The following is a 16,839-nucleotide window of genomic DNA, read 5'->3' on the forward strand; positions in this document are numbered from 1 at the left end:
GCTATGAGCCCACATCGAAGCTTATTTAAAATTAAAAATCTTTCTAATCGATTGTACAACAAGACTCTAGGTCGTTTTGATAAAGTTTTCAACTTTTTTTCTGGCAACGTTGGTATCGATTTAGGAACTGCGAACACTTTGGTTTATGTTCGTGGTCGGGGTATTGTTCTCAGTGAGCCTTCTGTAGTTGCTGTGGATGCTCAAACGCATACAGTTCTTGCCGTTGGTCATAAAGCTAAGGCTATGTTAGGGAAAACTCCACGGAAGATTATGGCGGTTCGCCCTATGAAAGATGGTGTGATCGCAGATTTCGAAATAGCAGAGGGAATGTTAAAAGCGTTGATTAAGCGTGTAACACCTTCTCGCAGTATGTTCCGACCAAGAATTTTAATTGCTGTACCTTCTGGGATTACTGGTGTAGAAAAACGTGCTGTTGAAGACTCTGCCTTACATGCTGGAGCTCAGGAAGTGATCTTGATAGAAGAGCCTATGGCTGCTGCCATTGGTGTGGATCTTCCTGTTCACGAACCTGCTGCTAGTATGATTATTGATATTGGTGGTGGGACTACGGAGATTGCTATTATTTCTCTAGGAGGGATTGTAGAATCACGTTCTTTACGTATTGCTGGTGATGAGTTTGATGAGTGTATTATCAATTATATGCGTCGTACTTACAACCTTATGATTGGCCCACGTACTGCTGAAGAAATAAAAATCACTATTGGTTCTGCATATCCTTTGGGAGATCATGAGCTTGAAATGGAAGTTCGAGGTCGTGATCAGGTAGCAGGATTACCAATCACAAAAAGGATAAATTCTGTTGAAATTCGTGAATGTTTAGCAGAACCTATCCAACAAATTATCGAATGTGTCCGCTTAACTTTAGAGAAATGTCCTCCCGAGCTTTCTGCTGATTTAGTTGAGCGTGGTATGGTATTAGCTGGTGGTGGGGCTTTAATTAAAGGTCTCGATAAGGCTTTAAGTAAAAATACGGGACTTTCTGTAATTACTGCACCGCATCCTTTACTTGCTGTTTGTTTAGGAACGGGGAAGGCTTTAGAACACTTAGATCAATTCAAAAAACGTAAAGGGAATATGGTATGACCAGTACGTGGAGTAATGAAATTCGGCATGAAGGTTTAAAACAATGGATCCAAGAAGTTGCTGAATTAGTAACCCCCAAGGATATCCGTATATGTAATGGCTCTGATTCTGAATATGCTGAAATCTACAGCATGATGCAAAAATCTGGAGTAGCTATTCCTCTAAATTCTGATTTACATCCTAACTGTTTTTTAGTGCGTTCTTCTCCTGAAGATGTTGCTCGCGTTGAGCAGTTCACTTTTATTTGCACTACAAACAAAGAAGATGCAGGTCCTACCAATAATTGGCGTGATCCTCAAGAAATGCGTCAGGAATTAGAAGGTCTTTTTCGAGGCTGTATGCGTGGAAGGACTCTATATGTGATTCCTTTTTGTATGGGACCGTTAAATTCTCCATTTTCCCTTATTGGTGTTGAAATTACCGATTCTCCATATGTTGTTTGTTCTATGAAGATCATGACACGGATGGGAGCCGAAGTATTAAAATCTCTAGGGACATCAGGTTCTTTCCATAAATGTCTACACAGTGTAGGAGTCCCTTTATCTCCAGGTGAAAAAGATGTTGCCTGGCCTTGTAATCCTAAGCATATGCGTATAGCACATTTCCAAGATGATAGTAGTGTGATGTCGTTTGGTAGTGGTTATGGGGGGAACGCTTTACTTGGGAAGAAATGCGTAGCATTGCGTTTAGCTTCATATATAGCTCGTTCACAAGATTGGCTTGCCGAGCATATGTTAATTATTGGTGTGACTAATCCCCAAGGGCAGAAGAAGTATTTTGCAGCTTCTTTCCCTAGCGCTTGTGGTAAAACTAACCTTGCTATGCTGATGCCTAAGATTCCTGGTTGGGAAGTTGAATGTGTTGGTGATGACATTGCTTGGATACGTCCTGGTGTTGATGGCAGGTTGTATGCTGTGAATCCTGAATTTGGTTTCTTTGGTGTTGCTCCAGGAACATCAGCAACTACAAATCCCAATGCTTTAGCTACTTGCAAATCTAATTCAATATTTACTAATGTTGCTTTAACTCCCAATGGAGACGTTTGGTGGGAAGGATTAACGAGTCAACCTCCTGAGGGTCTTATAGATTGGCATGGCAAGCCTTGGCATCCTGGAGGATCTCCTGCAGCGCATCCTAATTCTAGATTTACTACTCCTGTAAGACAGTGTCCTGTTTTAGATCCTCAATGGAATAGTCCTGAGGGTGTACCGATAGAGGCGATTATTTTTGGTGGTCGTCGTTCTGAGACTATACCTTTGGTTTATGAGGCTTTAAGTTGGCAACACGGAGTCACCATTGGTGCGAGTATGTCTTCAGCGATCACTGCTGCTATTGTTGGTGAGCAGGGTAAGTTACGACATGATCCTTTTGCTATGTTACCTTTCTGTGGTTACAATATGGCACATTATTTTGATCATTGGTTATCTTTTGCCTCTAACACAAGTTTAAAATTACCAAAGATCTATGGTGTGAACTGGTTCCGTAAGGATAAAGATGGCAATTTCATTTGGCCAGGGTTTAGTGATAACCTTCGTGTTTTAGAATGGATTTTCCGAAGAACAAATGGTGAAGAATCCATCGCTAAGAAAACGCCTATTGGTTACTTGCCGGAAGAGTCTTCTTTGAACTTAGAAGGGCTTAATTTATCTTCACAAGCTCTTCAGGATCTACTCTCTGTAGACGTTCCTGGATGGCTTAAAGAGGTTGCCAATGTTCGTGAATATTGTAAGATCTTTGGATCTGAACTGCCTCAAACAATCACTGATGAATTATTCAGAATAGAAAGAGAATTAAAATAATTAAATAATCAAAGTCACTTGTTATTTATGTTTTAGTTTTAAAGTTAATTATTTTTTATTTTTGAAATATTTTTTTTATTTTAAAATTAGAAAATAATTAATCTCTTCTGGATAAATTACGGTGACTGTACAACCTTCATACATTACTTTTAATCGCAATGTGACGGCGGCACTACTTGGTGATCAGGTAGATATGACAACGCCGTTTTCTAGTTCTGTGTTTCTTTTTCAAGAATTAGATCAGAAGGCCAGAGGATTAAAACACGCACTCGGTTTACTGCAAGAAGCAGAAGCTAAGTTACCCATAGCACAAATTTCTTCAGAGTTTGTGGAAGATGTTTTTTTCGAAAATTTCCCTGAAGAAAAAATCACACTTCCTCCTGTTAAATATGATTCTAGTAAAGTTACGGAGATTTTAGCAAATCCCAATCTTGCTGCGGCAAAACTTTATATAGAAGGACTTGAGAGGAGTTTTGCAGATTGGCTAAAGGATGTTGATCAGGGAGGGATTTTTGATCCTACAGAGGCTGAAAAAACTGTGGTTAAAGAGTTTCAAGTAAAATTAGATACTTTGAAACAAGCATTTACTAACGGTGGGAATGCTTCTGCTGAGCAGTATAACTCTTTATACGCTTTATCTAAAGAATTCGTAGCAGCAATAGAAAAGCTGCAGGGGAAAGATGCTCCGCCAAAAAGCAAAGTCATTAACTTTTGGCAGAACATGATGGTAATTTATAATGCCATGATTTCTTTGTCCTATCCTGTTTCTGAACAATTAAATATCCAACTTGCTGAATGCTCATTAAATATTGATGAAGCGAATAAAGTCATTGAGCTAATACGTCAGTTCTCAAGTTCTCTTAAAGATCTACTCAATCCTGTTTGGGATATCTCTTCAACAGCAACCAATTTAAATGGTTCTGGTTATAACGCTATGCAAGGCGGTATGACACGCACATACATAGTGCTTGGTGGAGTGTATCGCATGCTTATGGATAAGTATTCAAGTAGAGCAACCGATACTATGCCTGTAGAAGTTAAGGCTGGAGTAACTACCTTCATAGACGCTATGGGTAGTCTGAAGATGGGAACCAAGGCTACTTTACCCAGTTTTTTAAGTTTATTATATTCCTATTTAGTGTGTGCAGGCCAATACGGCATACAGTCAAATACTCAACAGAATACATACAAAGAAGTTCTTGGAGTTGAACTAAAGTATTGGGATGAACGAGGTGATAGTAATTTTAATGTTGCAGATGTACCTTTAAAGACATTTGCTGCTAATCCCGCAGACACATATGAAGGTATAAAGTTATTCTACAACGGGAGTACAACCAATCTTAACCCTGAATTTTTCCAACAATGCGTTGAATTGATGACGAAGAATCCTACCTCCGTGATGTCACGCTCTGATTATCAGAAAGTGATTGATGGGATGAATAAAGGTATTAAGCAAATCCAGGCTCAAATTGATGAGTGGACTAAGGAATCAGCGAAATTGATGGGACAAAAGGATTCCATGGATCCTACGAAATTAAATTATTTCGAGAGTATGAAAGAGGGTAAAAAGACGTTTGTGGATACCTCTCCAATACAAATGGTTTATTCTTCTTTATTATTAGATAAATATTTACCTAATCAGCAGCACGTTTTAGAGACATTAGGGGTACAGATGACTTTCTCTAATAAAGCTGCTAAGTACATGAATCAAATCATTACTCAAGTCACAAATTTCCAAACTGCAGATGTCTATTATTCTTTAGCGATATATTTGCGTCAGATGAACTTACAGGCTCTTACTGATGCACTGGGGAAAGCTCAGAGTGTTTTAGATAAGGAAAAAGTGCGTTGTAGAAGTGATGTTGAACGTTGTCGGAGAGTAAAAACCGAACTTACTAAAATCTTAGAAAGTATCAAAAATGATGCCGAGTTAACCTCTTCTCAGAAACGAGAGCTTCGTCAGACAATTTCGGGATACGAATTCCAATTCGACGCTTTATTGCGTAATTTAGGTAATCTTTACATCTTCCTAAACAATATGCAAGTTACTGCAGTAGAAAAACCTGAAGAGGTTGATGAAGCCTTTGATATTAAGGTTAACGGTAAAAAATCTGACAGTTGGCCACGTTTCCTCTCAGCTTTTGAAAGTTTTGTTATTGAAGGTGGTGAGAACGGTGTTGTTCCTGGTGGTGAGCAGCAGATCTTACAGAGTTTAGAAGCTACCCAACAGAATTTTACAACCTTTAACCAAAACCAACAGCTCGCATTACAGTTAGAGTCTTCCGCAATTCAGCAAGAATGGACTATGGTCAGCGCTGCTTTAGCATTGATGAATCAGATATTTGCGAAGTTAACACGTAGATTTAAATAGGTGAAGTTATGAAAAACTCTCCAATACAAGGCTATCAACAGGTTAATCAGATTTCTGAAGGTCCGGTGTTTGCAGAACGTCGTGTATCTCCTGCTGAGGTAGCTGCGGATTATACAAAGATGAATGAGGTAGCTTCGCACCTAAAAATCATGCAAGACTTGCTAAGAGATGCTAGTGATTTAGGATTGCGTAGGGAGTTTATTTCATCTTTAAATCGTGATTTTCTAGATACGGGATTTGAACTTGCTGTGATACAAACAGTACTTACAGAAAAGGAAAATAAAGAGCTGCGTAAGCAAGCAAATAAGGTTTTCCAAGAGCATTTAGATAGAATATCTCCGCAGGCGTTAACGACAGCTCCTGAGCTTGCTCCTGTTAAAGATTCTATAGTGAATAAGATGCCTTTCCAGTCGGCATTTGCTTATATCCTTTTAGATAAATATATTCCGGCGCAAGAGACTGCTTTATATGCACTGGGAAGAGAACTAAACCTTTCAGGATATGCTCAAAACTTATTTAGTCCTCTTTTAGAGACTATAAAGAGTTTTAACTCTGCTCCTATTATTTATAATTTAGGATCATACATTTCTCAAACATCAGGAACTGCGAATTTTAAATTCGGTTACCAGATGATTGTGGATCGCTATGAGGAAGAGCGTTTACAGTTGAGAAATGATATTAAGAGTGCTGAGAACGCTCAAATGCTGTTGAAGCAAATCTCTAAGAATGTTCAAGGAAATAGCTCTCTTTCTGATGCTCAGAAAAAACAACTCGAAGATATTGTCACAGGCTATAATAGTGAATTAGTCATAATAATAAATCAGATGAAGAATCTGATGTTAAATCTGAATGCTCTTGTTTTCATTCCTGGGAATAGTGAGTACGAACCTTCTTATAAGATTATGGGTTCTGACTTTTCTATAATTACACTACAGGATTTGGAGCATAAGGTTGTTGATGGTGAAATTGATATTAACAAAGGAACTGCGAAGGGTGGTTTGTTAAATTTCTTCAACAACTGCCTTTCTGATGTGCAAAACTATGGAGATTTAGCACAAACGCATCAGCTGATGTTAGAACTTCAAATGCGAGCTATGCAACAGGAGTGGAGCTTAATCTCAGCATCATTGAAAATGATGCATAACGTATACCGTACGTTGATTAGTTCTTATAATTAGAATTGTAACCCAGCAGTTACGTTTATAGCGCGTTGGCAACCCCAACGTCCTTCAACGCTATAGAAGAAGTTATCTGATGCGCAGCTTGTTGCTCCGCAGCAAAAATTCACTCTATGAAAATTCGTAATTTTACGTACTTTGAACTTAAGGTTAGAGAACTGGCTTTCCAAACGTTTAAAACTATCCGCGGGTGCAGTTCTTGATGCACTTCCTACAGAAACAGAAACATAAGGAAGAATATAGTCGTTTACATAGGTAGTAATTCCTATATTTGCTGACCATTCCTTATAACTGATTTTACCGTTAGAATCTTCGAAGTATACTTCAGGATTTGCCTGACTATTTACCACGATATAGTTAATAGGACAGGCTGCATGGCGGTAATCTCCACCAATACCAATGAAAGAAATCCCATCTTTCCAAAGGATCTTTTTCAAGCTTAAATCCCAAACAAAACCGTAGTTACTTTGAACTTCTACTAAACCGTCAGTGACTTGTGATTCAGAAGCAAGTGGAGAAGAAGTGTAGTCTCTATAAGCGTTAAGAGGAAGACGATAGTATTGTTTTAATCCCCCGATTTTTACATCGAAGCTGATATCTAATAGAGGAATAGCGGCAGGTGAAGTATCTTGCAGAGCTAACGAGGCGAAAATACAGCTAGAACTTACTCTAGAATCATTGAGATCGAAGTCAAAATCTTTAAATGTAGAAGTAACTGTAGGAGAAGGTCCCGTATTTGAAGTAGTAACAGATGTCACAACGGGAACATTTTTCACTCTTGCGCTTTCTGAAAAGATATAATCTCCAGAAAATCCTATTTTTAAGCTTCCTGTAAGTGCTGCAAAGAGATCGTAGCTATTACAAAGTTCGAAAGCGCACATCCCTCTTTGTTCTGGATTGATCCCAGGAATCACAGGATATGCAGGATTTCCCGACGGCATAGCATTAAGGGTAGAGGAAGAGAAAATTCCTGATAAAGCTAGGAGAGAGAGGGATGCTAAACGTAGATGCTTTTTCAGCTTGCTATTCATTTAGTAGATGGCCTTATTTACTATGCGTTATAAATTCATCTTTAACAAATGGTAAAAAAATGTACAAATGAAAACTCTGTAGAGACGGGACTTCTATCTAAGGAGATGAGAAAGATGGAAATACTCATCTTTTAAAGATATTCTTCCTTAGTATTTCTTTGTAAAAGTGCAGCGATACCTTCTTTGATATCGAGATGCTCATATAAAACGCGATAGATACCTGTAGTTATCGGCATATCGATTTTATGATGTTTGGCAATTTGGTATGCTGAAAGTGCAGTATAAGCACCTTCGACAACCATACCGATTTCTGCTTTTGCTTGCTCAAGAGTCATTCCTTGAGCTATCAGTTTCCCAAATTTTGTATTTCTACTTAATGAGGAAAAACACGTTGTGCAGAGATCTCCAAGACCTGCCAAACCATTAAGAGTATCGGGACGACAATTCATAATTGTTGCAAATTTCCGTATTTCATGAAGTCCTCGAGTGACTAATCCCGATTTGGCGTTATCTCCGAAACGAAATCCATCAGAAATTCCACAAGCAATTGCTATGATATTCTTTAAGGCTCCTCCGAGAGCCACACCTTTAAGATCGCTATTGGGATATACTCGGAATGTTGGAGTAAGAAAGGCGTTATGTATTTTTTTTAAGGTATCTGGATCATACGCGCTGATCACTACAGAACATGGGCAGCCTTTAAGAACTTCTTTAGCTATAGAGGGTCCACTAAGATAACCAAGATATTGAGAAGCATCTTTACCAAAAATTTCTACAACGATCTCGCTAAGTAATAATCCTGTATGTTGCTCGATACCTTTTGAAGTAATGACAAAAGGCACATTGAGATCAGTGATTGTTTTTAGCTGTTCGGATACAGGACGTATTCCTGCTGAGGATACACCTTCAACAATCATAGAAGCTCCCTCGACAGCTTCTGCCATATCCGTAGTGAAGGATAGATTCGGATGAATGGGAATATCAGGAGCTTGAGGATGACGTTGCTCTGTTTGTAGCTGAGCAATCAATTCAGGATTGCGTGCCCATCCAACAACACGATAACCCTTATTTGCTAATAAGGATGCGAGACAAAATCCCCAAATGCCCATACCTAAGTAGGCAATTTTTTCTTTCATGAGGCCTCAAAAAACGGTTCCTCGAAAAATGCTTTATTTTCCCAATGTAGGGAAGTAGAGGTTGAAGGATAATAGAAATCGGCTTCTAATTCAAATGTTGTGTTTGGAGAAAGTTTTTTCCCGGTCACTTTATGGAAGATTTGACGTTCTCTAGCAGAGAGAGCTTCTCGAACAGTTGCTGGGCTATGGTTGCCTTCGAGATTTTTTAATGGAGCGAAGCATTCTTGACGTGGATAGACAAGAGTTTGGCAATGTTCGCTATAACAAAATAGATCAAAGATAAACTCTTCAAATTTCCAAGAGTTTTTCTCAGAGGAATAGAGTCCTAATTGTTTTGCATGTTTATGAGCTTTATAAAGAGGAAGTTCACGTAGAGCTGCGTGAGCAATGAAGTCCATAGATAAGCAATACAAGCCAATATTGGCTAGGCAATACTTCAAAGTTCCATCTTGATTTGTAGCAAAACGTTCATTTTGAGGTATTTCAGAATACTCAATAACTGAAGTTTTCCCAGAATCATTAGATTGTACTAAAATACCGACATCTTCAATTGCTGTTTGTCGCAAGGCTGCTTTGATAGTCACTTCATTATTTTCCATACCGTGGAATCCACAAAGTTCTACATCAAAAGGTAGAGCTAAAGGATTGTCTATAGGAATAACGCTAACCATTTCGATTCCTGCTTTCTTCCATTTATCCCAAAGTCCTGAGGTGTATAGAAGAGTTGCAAGGCAGCCATTGCCATTAGGCCCTAAGGATAGGGTGTCGGTATCTTCTAGGAAGAGATCTCCCGATAAGGATAATAAAGGCCAAAGTGGCTGACAGAAAAAGTCTACTTGATTGGGATCAAGATGGAAATAATCATTAGATTCGAAATATGAGCGTGTCTGACGATTATTCAACGGGGATGTCATGAAAGCTAAGGGCAAAGGCTGATTTGCAAGTTTACTTGCTGCACAGACCTTTTCAGCAACGAGTTGAAAAAGAGGCTTTTTTTTGATAGGAGATACAGGGAAAAGTCCTTTGGGGCCATCACATTTTAATCTCGATCCTTGTCCACCAGCAAGAACTACACAGGCAACTTTCTTTTCTTTTAGAAGATTTGTTCCTATTTTTGTTCTTTCGGGATCTTCTCCAGAGGAGGCAAAGGAAGTTAGAGGATGGAAATCTTTTAAGATAGATCTTGGAGAGGTGATGAGTTGGCGCTGCTTATGGAAAAGCTCAATATCTATGGAAGAAATTTGATAATAGAGACGTTGTTGTTGTTTTTGAGAAAGAGACGACCATGAATCTAATAAATGTTCTTGATTAATAGATTTGAGTTTTTCTGTTAGTGAAGACATTTCCACGACAGACGGAAAGATTACAGAGTCGGTCATTACAGTTAGCCTTGCGTTCCTATCTCTTGATGTTAGAATACTTATTATTCTTGATCTTTTCGATGATTTTTCTACGGTTAATTAATTCTAGTAATTTATTTTGATGCTCTTGTAGACGCTTACAGGAGATATTGTGTTGTTTATAAATAGATACTTGTAATGTTTGCAAGTGTTCTAAAAGCGAATTGTAATGTTCTATATTGTTGCGGTATAAAAACCTCTCCTTCCTAATTTTAGAAATCACCGTCATACGTTCTTTTATACTGAGAAGCTCTTGAGATAGATAATACTTTTCACTTTTAAAGTGTCGTACTTTTAATAAAGAATGATAAATTTTTATTTTTGATAGAGTAGAAAGACTCGTTAACTTCTTATTCAAGATTTACCAAAGCCTCCAACTCTTTCAGGGTGTTTTCTAGCTGACAGTAACTTGATAATGGTTGGGAGAGGAAATTTTTTATGCTAGGAAGAATTTTTACAGCATCATCGAGATCTTTATCTTGTCCTGGAGTGTAAGCTCCTAATTGAATAATATCTAAAGCTTCCTGGTATGTTTTTAATAAGGAACGAAGTTTTTCAGCTGCTGCATAATGATGGGGAAGAGCTAGTTTTTTCGCTGATCTCGATAGACTAAGAAGAATATCAATAGGAGGTGAAGCCAGAGCTTTTCCTTGGTTAGTGAGGAAGAAATGCCCGTCTAGAAGAGATTTTAGATAATCCGTAAAGATATCCGGATGGTTAGAGTAGTGTAAAATAGCGTATAAGGCAGTTATAGAACCTCGGTCATTATTCCCCGAACGTTCTGTAAATTCTGATACGTGATGAAAAACAGAAGCTGCGTAATGGTGTGCTGCTAAAGTTTCTCCTGTTGCTAAAGCAACTTCTTGGAGTGCAGCTATCCATCGTGATAGAGAATCCATAATGAACAAAACGTCATGACCTTGATCTCGGAAATATTCTGCTATTGTCATAGCAGCGCGTCCTGAAATTACCTTTGTTGGTGCTGTTTCATGAGCGGGGGAGGCAACAATAATAGTTCGGTGTTGTTTCAACCCTAGGGTATGTTGTTCTATATACTCACGTACTTCTCTACCTCTTTCTCCAATAAGAGCAATGATATTGATAGTGGATTTCGATCCTGAGGCTATTGCAGATAGGAGTGAGGATTTCCCACTTCCAGGTTCTGAAAATACACCGATACGCTGTCCTTTCCCTAAGGTTAAAAAAGCATCGATAGCTTTAATTCCTGTAGGGAAAATCTCTTGGATAGGTTGTCGAGACATCGGAGATGGTGGTGGAGCAATCAATGGTTTTATATGTGTTTTCGGTAGGCTTTCTTTATTATCTAATGGATTTCCGAAACCATCGATAACACGACCAAGAAGATGGTCAGAAAGATGTAGTGATGGAGGACGACGTAAAGGAATAACTTCAGAACCTAAAGCAACATAGTGCATAGGAGATAGGGACATTAATAATGTTGTTTGATTATGGAAACCAATAACTTCAGCTAGGAGATCGGGATATTTTGGTGTACAAATACGGCAAAGTTCCCCAAGACATGCTGATAGTCCTTGAACTTCTAAAAGATTTCCCGAAACTTTAGAAAGAAGTCCGCACGCGCGGTAAGGCTGCCAATACTGAAGTTGGGATTTTTCGTAATTTAGATGTGTCATGTAGTTAAAACAGAAAGCAAATGATCTAGTTCTTCTCCAATTTCTTGTCTTAGGATTCCTGAGGGAACCTCCATTTTGTAGCTGGATTTTTTGCAAGATATGTCAGGGAGAAACTCCGCATGTTTAATCATGGGGATTTCATGCGTTGCTATCCAATCATTGAGTTTCTTATGATCTTCAGGGTGAAGGAAAATCTTTATAGGAGACAAAGATCGTAAGGATGTATGTTGCTGTAGAGCAGAGGAAATTAAAAGTGCGAGCTCTTCAATATTATCTAATTTCTTATAGAGGAATTTTTCGCAGGTTAAGATTGCGAGTTCTACAAGATCGGGTTTCAATTGTTGAGGAACCTTCTCTATTTCAGAAAGCATACGAATCGATAATTTCCGAAATATCTGAATTAGAGATAGAAGTTCTTGAAAAGCTTTATCATATCCCGAGGTTTCTCCTTCTGAAAAGCCTTGGGAGAATCCCTCGTCCCAGTCTTTTTTTCTTTCTGGGGAATCTTCAGTATCTGAAAGCGAACCAGGGGATTGAGACAGTGTCACAAGATATACCTAATTCTTAATGTTTATAATTTCAGTACTTGGTGTTTCACATCTTCAGGTAAATGTTTGAAGATCTCTTCAGCTTTGATAGGATCCAAATACGAGAGAATCAACCTGATTTTTTCAGGAGATTCTTTTTGTAGTATCTCTACCAGCTTTGCAATATTTATGCCTTGTTTTATTTTTTTTGATTCCGAGGGAATACGCTCATAAGCGTAAAAAGCAAGGTAAAAGCTTGCCAAGGCAATAATTCCTAAACTAGAGAGTAAAATGGTGCCTCCAACGAGAAGTTTGTAGGAGAGGCGATCTTTTTGTATCGTTTGTGAAAAAGGAAATTTCTCAATAACGATAGGATGATTACTCCCACAGATCTTCTTTAGATGATCTTCGGCATGAAGTAGGAAAGCTTCTCTTTTTTCCTTTGGAAATTTCGCTAGGTATTTCTCATTAATTGTTAGCTGCACAGTAGGGGTATTTTCCTTAGCTAGATAGGCAAGGGCAAAATGTTCCTTAGGGAAAATTTTCCCTAGGTAACCTTCACAAGCAGATAATAATAAAGAGTTGGTAGAGAACTCTCCTGGAGAATAGATATTCCCTAGATTATCGGATAAGGTAATATGTTCTTTACTTAATCCAGGAATGCTACTGGATAGATAATCCATGATGGAAAGCAACAGAGATGATGAGAATACTTCATTCTTATGAGGCGAAAGAATAACTGAAACTTGAGGAATAATATCAGGGTCATCTTCTGTAGGTAAAGATAGAGCCGCAGTAGCGTTGGCTACTGATTGAAACATTGTAAGATCTCTTTCTATCTGTTCTTTTTTTGCTAAAGATTCTAATAATTTAGGATTTCCTACTTGGCTAAGCTTAAACCAACCTGTAGTTTTTTTTTCAGATGGTTGGGAGAAATCGGGAGATTTCGAAGTGTTTTTTCCAAAAAGGAGCACACTCCCTAAAGCTGTAGAAACAACTAAAAGGCCTAAAGGAGAGATGCCTAATGAAGCAACTTTCTTTTTTAGGAATTGAAAAAACACAATAATCCTCAGGAAAAAATAATGAAATAATCATAGAGTTATTAACATTTCATCATTCTTTATCAAAAGATATGAATTATTGACAATTCACGAACTATAAAAGTTAATTAGTTTCGTCGGAGTATTGAGACATAGAAAAATCTAAAGAGGCCTCATTTACTTTAATTTGTAATTCGGAATAAGCGTAGGCACGTAAGAGTTGGCCTATAGAATTTAATGTAGATCCTATAGCAGAAAAACATCCAGAACAATTTCCTGCATAAGCAATCGTTACGATATTCCCTTCAAGATTTTCAATAAGTACGCTACCACCGTCAAGAGCTACATAAGGAGATATTTTATCTTCAGTGATTGTGCGTAGAGCGTGTAGTCGTGACTCTATAGAGAGGCTTTCCCAAGCTTCTTTAGTATAGGGATTAGCGTCTTCGATTTCTGAGGGGAGAAAAGATTCTTTCAAAGGAAGGGAGCCGTCTTCAAGAGGAATTTCCATGCATTGTTCGGCAGCAATGTCTAGAGCATCAATGATACAATGATATAGGGCTGCACTATTTTCTGGCAGAGCAGGTTTGCTAGGATGGGAGCGTAGTTCTGTATCGATATTGTTAACAGTTAGATTGTAAGCTTGTGCGTAAGTTTTGCCAATAATTAGGTTACACGTTGTTTCTGCAAGAACAAGTAGGAAGGGATGTCCGAAATATTGGAATTTTGCGTCGATGATTTTTCCATTTATCTTATCTATCAACCAATAAAATATCACATAGTTGCCCATGAGCCTATGGCCCTGACTCCCAATAATTAGATTGGCTCCTTTTGTTTCAGCATCTTCTGCTGAGAATATTCCCCCGCAATAAAACTTATGAAATTTCTTCATAACTTTTGGGGATACACTTGCCCAAGAGGCTACTGGTTGGAATGGAATTGTCATACAGAGCTCGCAATTGCAGATTGAAAGTGTGCGATACCCTCTTGGATAGCGCGTCTTAAAGTTGTAAATTGTTCATCTTTCGTTCTCTCTGTGAAAGAAAAATGTAGAGCACTGTGACAGAGGAAAGGCGACACCCCACAATTTTGTAGTATTTGAGATAGGGGTTGGAAACGTTCATAGCCAAGTCCTGGATAGATGCCTTGTTGATGTAAGAAGAAGGCTAGACTTTCTGCAGGGATATCTCCTATGGTGGCAATCATCACATTAGGGAGTTTATTTTCTAATTCTGGAAAGAGAAACTGCACATCGGGGCAAGCAGCTTGGAGCTCTTTTGTAAGTTTATTTCTTAGATTTATCGAAGATAAGATCAATGAAGAGAAAGAAGATAAACGTTCCTGACATGCTGTTTTCATAGCCGCTACAGAACCCAAACACAAAGTTCCTGGAGAATTCGTAGGTAGCCATAAATTGAAAAACTTACTAAGGGATTTTTTAATAAACATTCCTCCGATATTTCCGATACCTCCTAAAGCTAGAGAAGAAAATGTGAGAATATCGGCATCAAGCATTTCTGGAGTGAGTGCTGCACGTCCTAAAATATCACAAAGGTCTAAATGTAAAACGACACCGCGATCACTACATAGAGGTTGTAGAGATTCTATAGGTTCGATGGATCCTGTCATACCGTTTGCTGCAGATAGGGAAAAGAGTAGAGTGCGTGGTGTTAACGCTTCTGTGAGTTGTTCTGGAGAGAGTCTCCCTGAAGAGTTTATTGTTACCCAATCATAGGTAGTTCCTAATCCTTGTCGGCGGCAAATAGCGTCAATATTATACTGCTGCTCATGAGAGGAGACTAAAAGATGATTCCTTCCTTGGAAAAAGGTAAGGTTCTCCAATAAAGCGGCTACGATAATTGCTGTAGTATGAGGGAAATGTGGAATGAAGTGAAACGTATGAGTCTCTTCAGAACAACCGACAAGCTTACGTGCAGCCTCTTCAGCTTCATTAAGCAATTTCATTGCTGACGAGGGCGTCAAAGAGAATGGATCAGAGTAGGTCTCTAAGCTCTCTCTTACTGAAACTGAAGGAGGAATTGCTTGTTGGTTGTTTAACCAAATGGTTCTGGATGTCGTTCGAATGTGTGGCCGGTCCATAAATACACTATGGGTTTTCCTGTAGGTAACTCTAAAGAGAGTACCTCTTCTTCACTTAATTTTTCTATATCCATAATAAGTGAACGTAAGGAATTTCCGTGTGCAGATATAAACACATTTTTTGAATTCTTCAATAAAGGGAAGATAGTTTCTTCAAAATAGGGAACAGTACGTTGCCCAGTATCATAGAGACTTTCTCCGCTAGGTGGTGCCGTTTTATAGCTTCGTCTCCATAATTTCACTTGTTCTTCACCAAATTTCTCAGCAGTTTCTTTTTTATTTTTTCCTTGAAGTTCTCCATACATTCTTTCGTTTAGTGCGCTAGAACGATAAAGGGGGATCATATTTTTTTCTTCATCACTATAAATCCTGCTCATCTGTTTTTGTTGCACATCATCATGAACAATATAAGGAATTTTTTTAGAGTTGTGGTGCGTCATAGCAAGCAACGCCGTCATCAAACTTCTAACAAGAGAAGAGGTAAAGATGCAGTCTATCGGGAGGTCTTTTATTACCTGACCCGCAAGAATAGCTTCGTCGATTCCTTTTTGACTCAGAGGGATATCTACCCATCCTGTAAAAAGATTTTTTTCATTCCAGACGGATTTTCCGTGTCGTAATAAGATAAGAAAAGCCATGATTTCCTGAGTAGTGGATTAAGAAAACTAGCATAGGAACAAAAAAACTTTTGTCTAGAAGAAAGATCTTTTTCTCGACAATATTTTTTTATAACAAAGAACAGTGGACCTCTATTGCTATTCTTGGGCACAATATATGTCTCGAATGGAGAATATTATGGTAAAGGTTCGTCTCAATAAGTTTTTAGCTTCTTCAGGTATTGCCTCACGGAGGAAATGCGATGAGATTATTTTTGCAGGGCATGTAACTGTAAATGGTCGCGTGGCTCCCGGCCCCTTTGTGACGGTAGATGAAGAAACAGATACTGTGAAGATAGATGGTCAGCGTGTAGGCATGACTAAGAAAGTATATTTCATGGTACATAAACCTTTAGGGTATTTATGTTCTTCAGAGAAAAAGTTTCCGGGAGATAAGTTAGTTATCGATTTATTTGCCCATCTTCCCTATCGAGTATTCACTGTCGGAAGGTTAGATAAAGAAACTTCTGGATTGATTTTAGTAACGAATGATGGGGAATTTTCTAATAAGATTATCCATCCCTCTTTTGGAATTACCAAAGAGTATTTACTTAAGGTAAACCGAGAGATTACTGCAAAAAATCTTGAAGATCTTATGGAAGGAACCGTTATTGATGGTAAGAGAATTCGTCCTGTTTCTGTTGAGAAAATCCGTCGTGGTACAGTTAAGATTATTGTAAACGAAGGGAAGAAACATGAAATTCGTTTATTTGCGGAAGCTGCAGGATTACCTATTTTAGAACTAACACGTATCCGTATAGGAAGTTTTGTTTTAGGTGGTCTTCGCTACGGAGAATATCGCGAGCTTACCGATGCTGAGATTCTTACGTACATGTAGTGCT

15 protein-coding genes are annotated in these 16,839 nt (G+C 38.4%); 5 read left to right on the forward strand and 10 right to left on the reverse strand.

Features of this window, described 5'->3' with window-relative positions:
* Positions 1-3 precede the first annotated feature (3 nt).
* The 4 genes from O1W69_RS02030 (at position 4) to O1W69_RS02045 (ending at position 6,452) form a co-directional block, all read left to right on the forward strand.
* Positions 4-1,104 carry a rod shape-determining protein gene (locus tag O1W69_RS02030; RefSeq protein ID WP_006343575.1) on the forward strand — a complete coding sequence of 367 codons (1,101 nt, stop codon included), beginning with the start codon at positions 4-6 and terminating at the stop codon, positions 1,102-1,104.
* Positions 1,101-2,903 carry a phosphoenolpyruvate carboxykinase (GTP) gene (locus O1W69_RS02035; protein ID WP_375793856.1) on the forward strand — a complete coding sequence of 601 codons (1,803 nt, stop codon included), beginning with the start codon at positions 1,101-1,103 and terminating at the stop codon, positions 2,901-2,903. Before O1W69_RS02030 ends, O1W69_RS02035 begins: the two co-directional genes overlap by 4 nt.
* Positions 2,904-3,024: 121 nt before the next feature.
* Positions 3,025-5,274 (forward strand): CT620/CT621 family type III secretion system effector, encoded by a 2,250-nt coding sequence (locus O1W69_RS02040; protein ID WP_375793857.1) that lies wholly within the window; start codon positions 3,025-3,027, stop codon positions 5,272-5,274.
* Between the two features lie 8 nt (positions 5,275-5,282).
* A complete protein-coding gene (locus O1W69_RS02045) occupies positions 5,283-6,452 on the forward strand; it encodes a CT620/CT621 family type III secretion system effector (RefSeq protein WP_375793858.1) in 1,170 nt (389 codons plus the stop codon).
* Here O1W69_RS02045 and O1W69_RS02050 read toward each other — a convergent pair.
* The 10 genes from O1W69_RS02050 to O1W69_RS02095 form a co-directional block, all read right to left on the reverse strand.
* Complete coding sequence (locus O1W69_RS02050) at positions 6,449-7,483, reverse strand: hypothetical protein (protein ID WP_375793859.1); 1,035 nt, start codon at positions 7,481-7,483, stop codon at positions 6,449-6,451. The two genes, O1W69_RS02045 and O1W69_RS02050, sit on opposite strands and share 4 nt — an antisense overlap.
* Positions 7,484-7,614: 131 nt before the next feature.
* Positions 7,615-8,619: an NAD(P)H-dependent glycerol-3-phosphate dehydrogenase gene (locus O1W69_RS02055; protein ID WP_375793860.1), complete on the reverse strand. Its 1,005-nt coding sequence runs from the start codon at positions 8,617-8,619 to the stop codon at positions 7,615-7,617.
* Positions 8,616-9,998, reverse strand: coding sequence for a UTP--glucose-1-phosphate uridylyltransferase (locus tag O1W69_RS02060; RefSeq protein WP_375793861.1), 1,383 nt, complete (start codon positions 9,996-9,998; stop codon positions 8,616-8,618). The genes O1W69_RS02055 and O1W69_RS02060 overlap by 4 nt, the downstream gene beginning before the upstream one ends.
* Before the next feature lie 19 nt (positions 9,999-10,017).
* On the reverse strand, positions 10,018-10,377 hold the full coding sequence (locus tag O1W69_RS02065) for a hypothetical protein (RefSeq protein ID WP_375793862.1): 360 nt from the start codon (positions 10,375-10,377) through the stop codon (positions 10,018-10,020).
* The gene (locus O1W69_RS02070; protein WP_375793863.1) at positions 10,370-11,674 is read right to left on the reverse strand and encodes a FliI/YscN family ATPase; all 1,305 of its coding nucleotides are present in this window, start codon (positions 11,672-11,674) and stop codon (positions 10,370-10,372) included. Before O1W69_RS02070 ends, O1W69_RS02065 begins: the two co-directional genes overlap by 8 nt.
* The gene (locus tag O1W69_RS02075) at positions 11,671-12,216 is read right to left on the reverse strand and encodes a flagellar biosynthesis protein (RefSeq protein ID WP_375793988.1); all 546 of its coding nucleotides are present in this window, start codon (positions 12,214-12,216) and stop codon (positions 11,671-11,673) included. Before O1W69_RS02075 ends, O1W69_RS02070 begins: the two co-directional genes overlap by 4 nt.
* Positions 12,217-12,245: 29 nt before the next feature.
* Positions 12,246-13,262, reverse strand: a complete 1,017-nt coding sequence (locus O1W69_RS02080) for a type III secretion system protein (RefSeq protein ID WP_375793864.1) — start codon at positions 13,260-13,262, stop codon at positions 12,246-12,248.
* Between the two features lie 103 nt (positions 13,263-13,365).
* Positions 13,366-14,187, reverse strand: a complete 822-nt coding sequence (locus tag O1W69_RS02085) for a NifU family protein (protein WP_375793865.1) — start codon at positions 14,185-14,187, stop codon at positions 13,366-13,368.
* Positions 14,184-15,341, reverse strand: a complete 1,158-nt coding sequence (locus O1W69_RS02090; protein ID WP_375793866.1) for an aminotransferase class V-fold PLP-dependent enzyme — start codon at positions 15,339-15,341, stop codon at positions 14,184-14,186. The genes O1W69_RS02085 and O1W69_RS02090 overlap by 4 nt, the downstream gene beginning before the upstream one ends.
* The gene (locus O1W69_RS02095; protein WP_375793867.1) at positions 15,296-15,979 is read right to left on the reverse strand and encodes a 2,3-bisphosphoglycerate-dependent phosphoglycerate mutase; all 684 of its coding nucleotides are present in this window, start codon (positions 15,977-15,979) and stop codon (positions 15,296-15,298) included. Before O1W69_RS02095 ends, O1W69_RS02090 begins: the two co-directional genes overlap by 46 nt.
* Positions 15,980-16,136: 157 nt before the next feature.
* Here O1W69_RS02095 and O1W69_RS02100 point away from each other — a divergent pair, with 157 nt between their 5' ends.
* Positions 16,137-16,835: a pseudouridine synthase gene (locus O1W69_RS02100; RefSeq protein ID WP_375793868.1), complete on the forward strand. Its 699-nt coding sequence runs from the start codon at positions 16,137-16,139 to the stop codon at positions 16,833-16,835.
* Positions 16,836-16,839 lie beyond the last annotated feature (4 nt).

Origin of the sequence: Chlamydia sp. 12-01 (assembly GCF_042234205.1) — a bacterium.
Lineage (GTDB): Bacteria > Chlamydiota > Chlamydiia > Chlamydiales > Chlamydiaceae > Chlamydia.

Coding starts and splice junctions, on each gene's coding strand:
- O1W69_RS02030 (WP_006343575.1), top strand. CDS start 4: ATGAGCCCACATCGAAGCTTATTTAAAATTAAAAATCTTTCTAATCGA.
- O1W69_RS02035 (WP_375793856.1), top strand. CDS start 1,101: ATGACCAGTACGTGGAGTAATGAAATTCGGCATGAAGGTTTAAAACAA.
- O1W69_RS02045 (WP_375793858.1), top strand. CDS start 5,283: ATGAAAAACTCTCCAATACAAGGCTATCAACAGGTTAATCAGATTTCT.
- O1W69_RS02050 (WP_375793859.1), bottom strand. CDS start 7,483: ATGAATAGCAAGCTGAAAAAGCATCTACGTTTAGCATCCCTCTCTCTC.
- O1W69_RS02055 (WP_375793860.1), bottom strand. CDS start 8,619: ATGAAAGAAAAAATTGCCTACTTAGGTATGGGCATTTGGGGATTTTGT.
- O1W69_RS02060 (WP_375793861.1), bottom strand. CDS start 9,998: ATGACCGACTCTGTAATCTTTCCGTCTGTCGTGGAAATGTCTTCACTA.
- O1W69_RS02070 (WP_375793863.1), bottom strand. CDS start 11,674: ATGACACATCTAAATTACGAAAAATCCCAACTTCAGTATTGGCAGCCT.
- O1W69_RS02085 (WP_375793865.1), bottom strand. CDS start 14,187: ATGACAATTCCATTCCAACCAGTAGCCTCTTGGGCAAGTGTATCCCCA.
- O1W69_RS02090 (WP_375793866.1), bottom strand. CDS start 15,341: ATGGACCGGCCACACATTCGAACGACATCCAGAACCATTTGGTTAAAC.
- O1W69_RS02095 (WP_375793867.1), bottom strand. CDS start 15,979: ATGGCTTTTCTTATCTTATTACGACACGGAAAATCCGTCTGGAATGAA.
- O1W69_RS02100 (WP_375793868.1), top strand. CDS start 16,137: ATGGTAAAGGTTCGTCTCAATAAGTTTTTAGCTTCTTCAGGTATTGCC.